This is a genomic window from Pseudohaliea sp. (assembly GCF_054552115.1).
This window is the reverse complement of the sequence record NZ_JBTOLW010000027.1, coordinates 42,652-54,266: the sequence shown is the minus strand read 5'-3', so window position 1 is coordinate 54,266 and position 11,615 is coordinate 42,652. Positions and strand designations below refer to the sequence as shown.

The 11,615-nt window shown below is 67.4% G+C and carries 10 protein-coding genes; 6 read left to right on the top strand and 4 right to left on the bottom strand.

Annotated elements, in window-relative coordinates; genetic code table 11:
- The first annotated feature begins 360 nt into the window (after window positions 1-360).
- Complete coding sequence (locus tag ACX93N_RS12845) at window positions 361-1,068, top strand: alpha/beta hydrolase (RefSeq protein ID WP_459428829.1); 708 nt, start codon at window positions 361-363, stop codon at window positions 1,066-1,068.
- Between the two features lie 11 nt (window positions 1,069-1,079).
- Here ACX93N_RS12845 and fghA read toward each other — a convergent pair whose 3' ends face one another.
- Window positions 1,080-1,922, bottom strand: coding sequence for an S-formylglutathione hydrolase (gene fghA, locus ACX93N_RS12840; RefSeq protein ID WP_459428830.1), 843 nt, complete (start codon window positions 1,920-1,922; stop codon window positions 1,080-1,082).
- Window positions 1,923-2,058: 136 nt separating this feature from the next.
- Here fghA and ACX93N_RS12835 point away from each other — a divergent pair, with 136 nt between their 5' ends.
- The 4 genes from ACX93N_RS12835 to ACX93N_RS12820 all read left to right on the top strand — a co-directional run bounded on the left by ACX93N_RS12835 (window position 2,059) and on the right by ACX93N_RS12820 (window position 6,973).
- The gene (locus ACX93N_RS12835; RefSeq protein ID WP_459428828.1) at window positions 2,059-2,886 is read left to right on the top strand and encodes an alpha/beta fold hydrolase; all 828 of its coding nucleotides are present in this window, start codon (window positions 2,059-2,061) and stop codon (window positions 2,884-2,886) included.
- A gap of 59 nt (window positions 2,887-2,945) precedes the next feature.
- On the top strand, window positions 2,946-3,821 hold the full coding sequence (locus ACX93N_RS12830) for a universal stress protein (protein WP_459428827.1): 876 nt from the start codon (window positions 2,946-2,948) through the stop codon (window positions 3,819-3,821).
- A gap of 98 nt (window positions 3,822-3,919) precedes the next feature.
- Entirely contained in the window at window positions 3,920-6,046 is a 2,127-nt protein-coding gene (ppk1, locus tag ACX93N_RS12825; protein ID WP_459428826.1) for a polyphosphate kinase 1, read from the top strand.
- Between the two features lie 9 nt (window positions 6,047-6,055).
- Window positions 6,056-6,973 carry a DUF808 domain-containing protein gene (locus tag ACX93N_RS12820; protein WP_459428825.1) on the top strand — a complete coding sequence of 306 codons (918 nt, stop codon included), beginning with the start codon at window positions 6,056-6,058 and terminating at the stop codon, window positions 6,971-6,973.
- Between the two features lie 46 nt (window positions 6,974-7,019).
- Here the strand turns inward: ACX93N_RS12820 and ACX93N_RS12815 are convergent, their stop codons facing one another.
- Complete coding sequence (locus ACX93N_RS12815) at window positions 7,020-8,783, bottom strand: WS/DGAT/MGAT family O-acyltransferase (protein WP_459428824.1); 1,764 nt, start codon at window positions 8,781-8,783, stop codon at window positions 7,020-7,022.
- 239 nt (window positions 8,784-9,022) lie between these two features.
- On the opposite strand from ACX93N_RS12815, the gene ACX93N_RS12810 reads away from it, so the two are divergent.
- A complete protein-coding gene (locus tag ACX93N_RS12810; protein WP_459428823.1) occupies window positions 9,023-9,274 on the top strand; it encodes a hypothetical protein in 252 nt (83 codons plus the stop codon).
- Between the two features lie 3 nt (window positions 9,275-9,277).
- Here the strand turns inward: ACX93N_RS12810 and ACX93N_RS12805 are convergent, their stop codons facing one another.
- Both ACX93N_RS12805 and ACX93N_RS12800 read right to left on the bottom strand, forming a co-directional pair.
- The gene (locus tag ACX93N_RS12805) at window positions 9,278-9,853 is read right to left on the bottom strand and encodes a Tll0287-like domain-containing protein (protein WP_459428822.1); all 576 of its coding nucleotides are present in this window, start codon (window positions 9,851-9,853) and stop codon (window positions 9,278-9,280) included.
- 92 nt (window positions 9,854-9,945) lie between these two features.
- The gene (locus ACX93N_RS12800) at window positions 9,946-11,562 is read right to left on the bottom strand and encodes an FMN-binding glutamate synthase family protein (RefSeq protein WP_459428821.1); all 1,617 of its coding nucleotides are present in this window, start codon (window positions 11,560-11,562) and stop codon (window positions 9,946-9,948) included.
- Window positions 11,563-11,615: the final 53 nt, after the last annotated feature.

Sequence of the window (11,615 nt, the reverse complement as noted above, 5' to 3'; positions counted from 1 at the left end):
TGCTACAGCCTGAATCACACCCAGCCGATCCACCTCCCGCCTGCTCATGGTAATGCGCTCCGTCACCATGCCCCTCCAAAAACCAAAAAGGGGACATTTTAAAATTGGGCAGAGGGGACATTACTGCTTTGGGCTAACACTCTCCCCGGTCTCTCTTTCCCGGGCGGCCGCCGTGCGCTATGCTCTTCCTGTATAACGATATTCCGCTTCCCGCAAGAAGCGCCCCGCACACCGTGCAGGAGGTCCAGGCTGAATCAGGCGCTTGCCGGGGCCACGCCGGTCGAGGACCGGTACCGGCCCCCCGTCGACACCAATATCCCGCCGCCCCATCCGCTGCTGGCGCTTACCGAGGCGCACCGCGTGGTGCTCGAGGTGCTGTCTCTGCGCCTCGCCCGCGGGCTGCTGGCCAGTGCCCCCGAGGGCGACGGCCACCCGGTGATGATCCTGCCGGGTTTCCTGGGCTCCGACGGCTATAACGCCGCCTTGCGCCGGTTCCTGGCGCGCAAGGGCTATGCGGTGCACGGCTGGGCCCAGGGCCGCAACCTCGGGCCCCGCGAGGGTGTCCTGGAGGCACTGGTCGAGCGGGTGGAGTTCCTGGCCTCGCGCTACGGCGGGCCGATCTCCCTGGTGGGGCACAGCCTCGGCGGCATCTTCGCCCGGGAGCTGGCGCGCGAGCTGCCGGCGCGGGTGCGCCAGGTGATCTCTCTGGGCAGCCCCTTCGGCGAAGGGCGCTGGACCGGTTCCTACCCGGCGCGGCTCTTCGCCAGCCTGAACCCGCGGGACGACCTGCCGATCCCGGAAACCGTGTTACCGACGGCGCCGCCGGTGCCCACAACGGCGATCTATTCCAAGGGAGACGGCATCTGCAACTGGCGCACCGCGCGGCAGGTGGCGGACGCGGCGCACCCGCAGGCGCAGAGCATCCAGGTACGCGGCAGCCATTGCGGCATGACCCTGAACCCGGCGATCTGGTTCCTCGTCGCCGAGCGTCTCGCTCAGCCCGCGGGCGACTGGCAGCCGTTCCGTCCCCGCGAGTGGGCCTGGCTGCTTTATCCCACGTGCCAGTAACTCTGCACGCCTCAGACCGCTGCCAGCCGCTCTGCGTGAAAGGCGATGTGTTGGCCGATGAAGCTGGCGATGAAGTAATAGCTGTGGTCGTAGCCCGGCTGCCGGCGCAGGGTCGCCTCGACGCCGGTGTCGGCGCAGACCGCCTCCAGGCGTTCCGGCATCAGCTGCTCCGCCAGGAAGCCATCGGCCTCGCCCTGGTCCACGAGTAGCGGCTGCGCCCGGGCGCCGTCGCGGAGCAGCGCTTCTGCATCCCAGTGGCGCCACTGCGCCGGGTCTTCGCCCAGGTAGTGGCCGAGGGCCTTCTGTCCCCAGGGGCACCGGGAGGGAGCGCAGATCGGCGCGAAGGCGGAAATGCTCGTGTAGCGCTCCGGGTTGCGCAGGCCCGTCACCAGCGCGCCGTGGCCGCCCATGGAGTGGCCGGCGACGGCCGCCGGGCCCTCGCGCAGCGGGAACTCGGCGGTCACCAGCGCGGGCAGTTCGTGCACGACATAGTCGTACATGTGGTAGTGATCGCGCCAAGGCGCCTCGGTGGCGTTGACGTAAAAGCCCGCACCCAGGCCGAAGTCCCAGGCGCCCTCGGGGTCGTCCGGTACGCCGTCCCCGCGGGGGCTGGTGTCCGGCGCGACGAGGGCGATGCCGGCCTCGGCGGCGTAGCGCTGGGCGCCGGCCTTGGTGATGAAGTTCTCGTCCGTGCAGGTGAGGCCGGAGAGCCAGTACAGCACCGGCACCGGCCCGGCGGTTGCCTGCGGCGGCAGGTAGACGGAAAAGGTCATGCTGCAGTCGAGGGCAGTGGAGGCGTGGCGCAGGCGCAGCTGCTCTCCGTCGAAACAGCGGCTGGCGGCGAGCGTTTCCATAGCCATGGTGGTCTCCTTGCGGTCGTGGCACGGGGTGCGGGGACGTCGCGGCAGTATACGCAGCTGCGGGGCGATTTCGAGGGCTGCCTCCCCGGTCGCGCTTCGAGTACCCTTGGAGCGACCGCGGGGAGGGAGCATGGACGAGCGCATCGAGGATTTCGGCGGGGAGGGGACACCGGTGCTCTTCGCGCACGCCAACGGTTACCCGCCGGCGAGCTACCGGCAGTTTCTGCACCGGCTGACGGGCAGCTGTCGGGTAGTCGCTGTGCGCCACCGGCCGCTCTGGGGCGCTCCGGAACCGCCCGCGGGACGGCTGCGCTGGGCCTCCTTCGCCGAAGACCTCCTCGCCGCGCTCGAGACCAGCGGGCTCGAGCGGCCCTGGCTCCTCGGCCACAGCATGGGCGGGACCATCGGTCTCCTGGCCGCCGGCCGTTCGCCGGAGCGCTTTCGCGGTCTGATGCTCCTGGATCCGGTTTTCCTGCCCGCGCGCTTCGTGCTGGCTACACGCCTGACGCCTCGGCGACGTCTCCAGCGCATGCCCATGATCCGCCGTACCCTGGCGCGGCCGCAGCATTTCGCAGACGAGAACGAGGCCTTTGCCTTCTACCGCGGCAAGCGGGCCTTTCGCGCGTTCGACGACCAGGTCCTCGCCGACTACGTGGCCGCGAGCTGCAGGCCTGCGGCGGGTGGTGGTGTCGAACTGGCCTTTCCGGCGGCCTGGGAGGCTGCGATCTACGCCAGCGCGCCGCTCGTCTGGCCGCGGCTTGCGCGCCTGCGCCTGCCCACCCTGGGCCTGCGCGGGGAGCATTCCGACACGCTCACGAAGGCGATGTTCCTGCGCTGGGCGCGGCTGCAGCCCGGGGCGGAGCTGCACGGCTGCCCCGGCGGACACCTGTTCCCCCTGGAGCACCCGGCGCAGGCGGCGCAGCGCGTGGTCGATTTCCTCGCCCGCGCGGACCGCTGAGGCTGGCCACAGCGTTTGCGCTGCCTATAATGGGGGCACATCATCCGGACGAAGTCACCATGGGAAAGCTGCTGGTTATTGCCGACCTTGACGACAGGTGTGTCGCCACGCCGCGGGGCCTGGAGCTCGCCCACAAGCTGGGCCACAGGGTCGACGTGGTCGCCTTCACGTATGCCTCCCTGCGCCGCCTCACCGGTGACAAGGCGCAGCAGGAGAAACTCAAGCGCCAGCTTCTCGATCAGCGCGAACTGGCCCTGCGTGAACGCATCGACAGCCACGCCCGGCCCGGGCAGGACGTGTCCCTGCGCGTGGTGTGGATGAAAGATATTCACGAGTGGATCAGCAAGCGTTGCGCCGGCGGCAAATACGATCTCGTGGTCAAGACCGGCAACCGCAGCGGCACCTTCACCTACACCTCGACGGACTGGCACCTGCTCCGGGAATGCCCGGCACCGGTGCTCATCGCGGCCGAGAAGCAGTGGAGCCGCACCAAGCCGGTGCTCGCTACCCTCGACCTCGGTACGCGCTCGCGCACCAAGCAGGAGCTCAACGACGCTGTGCTCGCCCGCGCCAAGGCTTACGCCGACGCCCTGGGTGTGGAACTGCGCATCATCGCCGCGATCGAGATTCCCACGCTGCTGGCGGACCTCGATATCGTCGATCCGGACAGCTACGCAAAAGAGCAGCGGGAGGCGATGCTGCCGCGCATCAGCAAGCTCGCCGAGAAGCACGGCATCCCCGAGAAGGCTTTCCGCACAAAGCGTGGTCCCGTGGCCAAGGTGATCACCTCCGAGGCAGCCCGCTCGCGCGCGCAGCTGGTGGTCATGGGTACCGTCGGCCGCACCGGCGTCAAGGCCAAGCTCCTCGGCAATACCGCCGAGGCAGTGCTTCAGACCCTGAATACGGACGTGGTCGCCCTGAAGCCAGGTACCTGAACCCGGCCTCCCGGGGGCGCGGTGGAAGGGCCGCGCCGTTCCTGTCATATTGGGGCACGAAGCCGGGACTGGCCCGGTGGCAGCAGCACAGGAGCACCATGACCAGCCCCATCCAGCCGCGCCTTGCGGACCTCGACGAAAAGCTCTTCATGCCGCGGGAGTTGTCCTGGCTGCGCTTCAACGACCGGGTGCTGCAGGAGGCCGCCGACCCCACAGTGCCGGAGATCCAGCGCCTCCGCTACCTCGGTATCTTTTCGAACAACCTCGACGAGTTCTTCCGTGTGCGCGTGGCCGAGGTGCGCCGGCTCATTTCCGTCTCCCGGGGCAATACACGGCAGCAGGCCAAGGACCTGCTCACGGCAATCCAGGACTCGGTGGTCGCTTCCCAGCGTGACTTCGAGCGCGTCTACAACGAGGTCATGAAAGCCCTGCAGCGCCGGCGCATCTACATGATCAACGAGCGCCAGCTGGAGCCCAACCAGGCCGAGTTCGTGCAGAGTTACTTCACGACCACGGTGCTGCCGGAGCTCGACCCGATTCTCTTCTACGAGGGGCAGGCGATTCCGGTGCTCAACGACGAGTCTCTCTATCTCGCCATCGACCTCGTCGCCGCGGACAGGCATACCTATGCGGTGGTGGAAGTGCCGACGGACCGGCTCAACCGCTTCGTCGAGATTCCGCGGCGCAAGGGCAAGAGCGGCCGGGTGTTCATTGCCCTCGACAACGTGATCCGCGCCTGCCTGCCGCAGATGTTCCGCGGCATCCTGCCGATCGAGGAGTCCTCCGCGTACTGTTTCAAGTTTTCCCGGGACGCGGAGATCGAGCTCGATGCAGGTATCACCGAGAGCCTTATCGAGAAGATGGCCACGAGCCTCAAGCAGCGCCAGCGGGCAGATCCGGTCCGCTTCGTCTATGACGGCGACATGCCCCGGCACCTGCTCGACTTCCTGGTCGCCCGGTTCGACCTCGGTAAATACGACAGCCTCATCCCCGGCGGCCGTTATCACAATTCCAAGGACTTCATGAGCTTCCCCCGGGTGGGGCCGAAGTATCTCGAGCTGAAGCCCCTGCCGACGGTGCGTGTGCCCGAACTCGACGCAGCCAACAGTATTTTCGAGAATATCCGCGAGCAGGACATCCTGCTCTACTACCCCTACCACCCCTTTGATTACGTGATCGACCTGCTCAAGACGGCAGCCCTGGACCCGGCGGTGGAATCCATCAAGATCTGCCTTTACCGGGTGGCCAGCGAGTCCCGTGTGGTCGATGCGCTGCTCAACGCCGTCGCCAACGGCAAGCGCGTGCGCGCAGTGGTCGAGCTGGCCGCGCGCTTCGACGAGGCGGCGAACATCAACTGGGCCCAGCGCCTCACGGAGGGCGGCATCGAGGTCATCTTCGGCATCCCGGGCCTGAAAGTGCACAGCAAGCTGCTGCTTATCGAGCGCCGGGAGCAGGGCGGTCTTCGCTACTACAGCCACATCGGCACCGGCAACTTCAACGAGAAGACGGCGCGGCTATACACGGACTTCACGCTGCTCACCTACGACCAGACCATCGGCGAGGATGTCGCCAACGTCTTCGACTTTCTCAAATACACCTACAAGCGGCCCGAGTATCGATTGCTGCTCGTGTCGCCGCACTCGACCCGTCCGGCGATCATCGAGATGATCGAGGCGGAGATCCGCAATGCCCGCAAGGGACATCGGGCGGCGATCACCCTGAAGTGCAACAACCTCGTCGACAAGCAGCTGTCGCTGAAACTCTACGAGGCGAGCGAAGCCGGGGTGGAGGTGCGCCTGATCATCCGCGGCATGTGCTCCCTGCTGCCGGGCGTGCCCGGGCGCTCGGACAACATCGAGGGCATCAGCATCGTCGATCGCTACCTCGAGCATCCGCGAAGCTATGTATTCTACAACCGCGGCAAGCCGCGCTACTTCATCGGGTCCGCGGACTTGATGACCCGCAACCTCGATTATCGCGTGGAAGTACTCGTCCCCATCTTTGATGCCGATGCGCAGCGCGTGCTGCAGGATGTCCTCGACATCCAGTGGCACGACAACCAGAAGGCGCGGATCATCGATCCGCTGCAGAAAAACGAGTTTGTCGCCCGGCGCAAGAAAGCCGTGGCCCTGCGCTCGCAGGAGGCGATCCAGCGCTACCTCGCGACGGGCAAGCGTCCGCGCTATCCCCGCTCGAACATGCTCCCGGCGCCGCGGCGCGGCTGAGGCAGCGCCGTGGCCGGCAGTAGTCTTCTCGTTCTTCTCGACGATATCGCCGCGATTCTGGACGACGTCTCTGTCATGTCCAAGGTGGCCGCGAAGAAGACCGCCGGGGTGCTCGGCGACGACCTCGCGGTCAACGCGGAGAAGGTCACCGGCGTGCGTGCGGACCGGGAGCTTCCCGTGGTCTGGGCCGTCGCCGTGCGTTCCCTGCGCAACAAGGTGATCCTGGTGCCAGCGGCCATGGCCCTCGCTACCGTCGCGCCCTGGGCGATCGCGCCGCTTCTGGTCTGCGGGGGACTGTTCCTGTGCTACGAGGGCAGCGAGAAGCTCTGGCACGCCGTGTCGGTCTCGCGGGAAAGCAGGGCACAGGCCCACCGGAAGCGCATCGAGCGTCTGGCGGATCCGGTGGCGGACCCGCGGGAGGTCGAGCGGGAGAAGATTCGCGGCGCGGTGCGTACGGATTTCATTCTCTCTGCCGAGATCATCGTCATCACGCTCGGCATCGTAGCCGGCGAAGCCCTGGCGACGCAGGTCGGTGTGCTCTCTGCCATTGCACTGATCATGACGGTGGGCGTCTACGGCCTGGTGGCGGGAATCGTCAAGCTCGATGACGCAGGCCTCCACCTGGCGGAGCGCGAGTCCGCGCCCCTGCAGTTCCTGGGGAGGGGTCTGCTGGCCTTTGCGCCCTGGCTCATGCGGGCGCTGGGCGTGGTGGGCACCGCTGCCATGTTCATGGTCGGCGGCGGCATCCTGCTGCACAGCGCCCACGCCCTGGAGCAAGCCGTCGCCGCGGCTGCGGCGCGCTTCGGGCCCGTCGGCGAACTGGCCGGACCGGTCCTGGCAGGCGCCCTTGTCGGTGTCCTCGCGGGTTTCCTGGTGCTCGCGGTCGTGGCCGTCGTACAGCGCCTCAGCGGCGGGAAATCACCTTAACAGCCAGGGCTGGTTCCCCGGTTTCAATGTGGATCTGGCTGGCGCTTCAGCGGCCGGCCCCGGCGCTGCGCTTGCTCGCGGCCCTCTCGCGCCTTGCCTTGCCCGGCGTTGCTTTCTTCGGAGACGCTTTTTTCGCTATGGCCTTTTTCGCTGCGGCTTTTTTCGAAGGGGCTTTTTTCGAAGGGGCTTTTTTCGCGGGGGCGTTTTTCGGAGACGCCCTTTTCGAAGAGGCCTTCTTCGAGGGAGCCTTCTTCGAGGGAGCCTTCTTCGGCACGGCTTTCCCGCTCGCCGCTGACCGGGATTTTGCGGGTGCCTTGTCGCTGGCAGCGAGCTTGGGCTTGATGACGCTGGCCTGGCGGGCCGGTCGCCTGGGCCCGCGGCCCTGCGTCGTCCGGCTGCGCGTCGCTGCCGGAGCGGTACCTGCCACCGCCTCGAGCTCTGCGAGGGCTTCCTCGAGGTGATCGATCATGCGCTGCACCTGCGGCAGGGAGCGGCGGCAGGCGACAATGCCGAAGTCCAGCTTGTCGACATAACTGACCATGGTGATGTTCATGGCGAAGCCGTCGAAGACGATGGAGGCGGGGTAGATGCCATCGAGCCGGGCGCCGTTCCAGTACAGGCGCTCTCGCGGCCCCGGGACGTTGGAGACCACGGTGCTGAAGGCCGGGTAGCGGGAGGCCAGGCCGAGGACGGAGGTCAGCAGTGCGGGCACCTGGGTCAGTTGCATGAACAGGGCCGCCTCGCGCGAGGACAGGGAGCGCAGCAGGTCCTTGCCTGCGCGCATGGAGTCCTGGATCGTGCGCAGGCGTTTCTCCGGGTCGTAGACGTTGGTGGCGAGGTCCGCGGTGATGAAGCCCACGGCGTTGGTCGAGTCGAGGTCCGTCTCGTCGCGCAGCGATACCGGCGCCATGGCCTTGAGCGAGTGCCGGGGGAGTTCGTCGCGGGTCAGCAGGTAGCGGCGCAGTGCGCCGGAGCACATGGCCAGGACCACGTCGTTCACCGTTGCGTCCAGGGCCCTGCTCACGGCCCGCACCCGTTGGAAATCAAAGGACTGCGCCACGAAGCGGCGCGCTCCCGAAACCCTGGTATTCAGGGTGGTCTTGGGGACGTTGTGCCATGGTACGGCGAGGTTGCCGCCGCGGCCGATGAAAGCGGCGCCGAAGCGGCGCATGGCGGTCACCAGGTGCATGGAGGAGTCGTACTGGTGCTTGATGGCGTCGACCACGTTGCGCAGCTCGGACTGCCTGGGCGGCACGGGTTTCTTCCGCGCGCCAAAGCGCATCTCCTTGTAGATCTCGTAGGCCTCGAGAGAGAAGGGGCCATAATCGATGCGCTCTTCCGGGTCCTCGGAGCACATGCTACGGGTGAGGTGCATGGCGCCGACACCGTCGATGGCCGCGTGGTGGATCTTGTTGTACACGGCGAACTGGCGATTCTGCAGGCCCTCGATCAGGTGCAGCTCCCAGAGCGGGCGGGTCCGGTCGAGGAGGGTGGTGTGCAGGCGCGAGGCGAGGGCGAAGAGTTCCCGGTAGCGGCCCGGCGCTGGCAGCGCCGAGTGACGCACGTGGTAGTCGAGATCGATATGCTCGTCCTTCTCCCAGTAGAGTCCGGTCTTGCCGGTGACGACGTACTCCCCGAAGGGCTTGCGGAACGCCGTGGTGCTGCGCAGCAGTTCCCGGAGATCGCCGAGGAACTCGTGCTCCGCGGCCCCGTCGGGCAGGGTGAACAGGTTGATGCCGCCCACGTGCATGGGGGTCTCGCGCTTCTCCAGGAGGAGAAAGCCGGCACTGGTCAGGTCAATGCGGCGCATGGGTGCTCCTCGTCTCGTTACTGTTATGCTTTGCCGCAGTGTACCGGAATGGCGACCCTGCGCCACAGCGTCGCGCGGCACCATCGACAACAGGTTCGGCGTGGCGCAGCTGACCCACACTTTTCTTCGCCTGAGAGAGGAGTCCATCAAGGTGCATCGCTTGCCGGTTCGCTGGACGGAAAGGACCAGGCCTACTCCCAGAAGGTGGGCGAGAAGCTCGGCGGTGAACTCGGCGAGAGGTGCTGGCTGTCGTCACCAAGGCCGTGCACAGCCGCTACCCGGGCCTCGACCTGATCACCTGCATGGAGTCCGGCGGCACGGACGGCATGGATGTCCGCAGCGCCGGTGTACCCACCCGGGGCGTGAGCGGTATCTTCATGAACCCGGACGAGATGTACGCCCACGGCCTCAACGAGCGCGTCCCGGTCAAGGCATGCTACGGCGCCCTGGACCCCAGGTCGATCATCATCCGCGAACTCGCCGGGCCCTGAACGTCAGGGCCCGGTGCTTTCCGGCGGTGCCGTCAGCGTGATGGCGCCGCGGATCTCGCCGAGCTGATAACCGGTGGCCCGATCGTCCGGGTAGTAGTGCCTGATCGCCTCGGCCACCGCCGGCTCGATGCTCTCGCCGTGGCAGACGAGGCAGACGCCGCCCACCGGTTGTGCCTGCATGTAGCGGTAGCGGCCGTCGACGACCTCGCCGTGGTTCAGCATCGGGCCTGGCTCGCCGTCCGCCGCGCGGGCGGCGAAGCGCTCCAGCTGCTCCCGTTCCCAGGCGTCCGGCTGCGCGCGCTCCGTGTTGCGCGGCTTCAGGCTGACCCGGCCCACGGACCAGCCGGTCTCCTCACTCAGCTGGTCCGCGAGTGCGGGGGCCCGTTCGGCGCAGACCTCGATGGCGGCAACGGGGCCCTGTTCCTGGATCGTCGAGGTCAGCAGCGGTTTGACGGTGCCGACGAAGCGCTTGACCAGGCTGCGGGCCTCGGCCTGTCGCGGGTCGACGTCGCCGGCCAGGCCCGGGGTGGCCGCGAGCAGGGACGCCGCCAGGGCGGCAGTGAGCTTGGGATAGTTCATGGGGACCTCCAGCCAGAATACCTTAGTCAACGCTAATACAGTGGGCGGCTGAGGACCTTGATCCAGCGCAAGGGCGGGATAGCGTGCCGTGCTCAGGCCTCGCCGGCGAACACGTAGCTGCGCGGCAGGAAACAGTCGCTGCTGGCCTCCTCGATGAAGGCTGCATAGGGTCCCTGCGCCGGGTGGCGCAGGAAGTCGCCGACACCGGGATAAGGGTAGAGCGCGTCGTAGCGCGCGACCCGCTCCGGGTCGATGCGCCGGTAGATGTGCGAGCGGTTGAGTTCACCCGGCGAGCGCAGGCCGGCGGAAGAGACGATGTCGAGGAGCGCTTGGACCGTCTCGTGCTGGTAGCGCGCCACGCGCTCGCCCTTGTCTTCGACGTCGAGGCCGCGGGTCAGCCGCGGGTCCTGGGTGGTCACGCCCGTGGGGCAGCGGTTGGTATTGCACACCAGCGACTGCACGCAGCCGAGGGCGAGCATCATGCCGCGGGCGCTGTTGCACAGGTCCGCGCCCAGGGCCATGGCCTTGGCCAGCTGAAAGGCAGTGATCAGCTTGCCGGCGGCGATGACACGGATATCATCGCGCAGGCCGAAGCCGATGAGGCAGTCGACCACGAAGGCCAGGCCATCCCGCAGCGGCATGCCCACCGAGTTGCTGTATTCCAGGGGCGCAGCCCCGGTGCCGCCCTCGCCGCCGTCCACGGTGATGAAGTCCGGCTTGATGCCCGTCTCCACCATGGCCTTGCAGATGGCGATAAACTCGCTCTGCCGGCCGACGCAGAGCTTGAAGCCGACCGGTTTGCCGCCCGCCAGGGTGCGCAGCCGGGCGAGGAACTCGAGCAGTCCCCGCGGCGAGTCGAAGGCCGTGTGGGCGGAGGGCGACACCACCTCGGTGTGCGGCTCGACGCCGCGGATGCGCGCGATGACCTCGTCGTTCTTGCTTGCCGGCAGGATGCCGCCGTGGCCGGGCTTGGCACCCTGGGACAGCTTCACCTCGATCATGCGCACGGCGTCGAGGGCCGCCGTGTCTGCGAAGCGCTCGGGTGAGAAAGCACCGTCCGGGTTGCGGCAGCCGAAGTAGCCGGTACCGATCTGCCAGGTGAGGTCGCCGCCGTAGGCGCGGTGGTAGTCGGAGAGGCCGCCCTCGCCGGTGTTATGGTAGAAACCGCCGAGCTGTGCGCCCTTGTTCAGGGCGCGCACCGCATTGGCCGAAAGGGCACCAAAGCTCATCGCGGAAATGTTCAGGATGGAGGCGTCGTAGGGACGGGCGCAGTCCGGGCCGCCGATGCGCACGCGCGGGTTGCGATCGAGGTCGTTGAGATTGAGCGCGGCGATGGAGTGACCGATCCATTCGTAACCTTCCCGGTAGCTATCGACCCGGGTGCCGAAGGGCACAGTATCGAGATCGCCCTTGGCGCGCTGGTAAACGATGGAGCGGAACATGCGATTGATCGGTGCGCCGTCCATGTCCGACTCGAGCAGGTACTGGCGCAGGAAGGGGCGCAGGTGCTCGGCCACCCAGCGGGCCCGGGCGAAGAGCGGAAAATTGCGGCGCAGGCTGTGTTCCGTCTGGGCGAGGTCGACAAGGCCGAGGGCAAAGGTCCCGAGCAGCGCGAGAAACAGCAGCCAGGTGAGCAGGCTGTCGAGGCCGGCGGCGTAGAGGCTCACCAGGGCGAGGGCATGCAGCGCAAAGAACAGGGTGCGGGCCATGGGGCCTCCTCGGCGATAGGCGGGTCCGCGCCGTAGTGTACCGGAAGGCGCGG

Coding starts and splice junctions, on each gene's coding strand:
- fghA (WP_459428830.1), bottom strand. CDS start 1,922: ATGGAAACGCTCGCCGCCAGCCGCTGTTTCGACGGAGAGCAGCTGCGC.
- ACX93N_RS12835 (WP_459428828.1), top strand. CDS start 2,059: ATGGACGAGCGCATCGAGGATTTCGGCGGGGAGGGGACACCGGTGCTC.
- ACX93N_RS12830 (WP_459428827.1), top strand. CDS start 2,946: ATGGGAAAGCTGCTGGTTATTGCCGACCTTGACGACAGGTGTGTCGCC.
- ppk1 (WP_459428826.1), top strand. CDS start 3,920: ATGACCAGCCCCATCCAGCCGCGCCTTGCGGACCTCGACGAAAAGCTC.
- ACX93N_RS12815 (WP_459428824.1), bottom strand. CDS start 8,783: ATGCGCCGCATTGACCTGACCAGTGCCGGCTTTCTCCTCCTGGAGAAG.
- ACX93N_RS12805 (WP_459428822.1), bottom strand. CDS start 9,853: ATGAACTATCCCAAGCTCACTGCCGCCCTGGCGGCGTCCCTGCTCGCG.
- ACX93N_RS12800 (WP_459428821.1), bottom strand. CDS start 11,562: ATGGCCCGCACCCTGTTCTTTGCGCTGCATGCCCTCGCCCTGGTGAGC.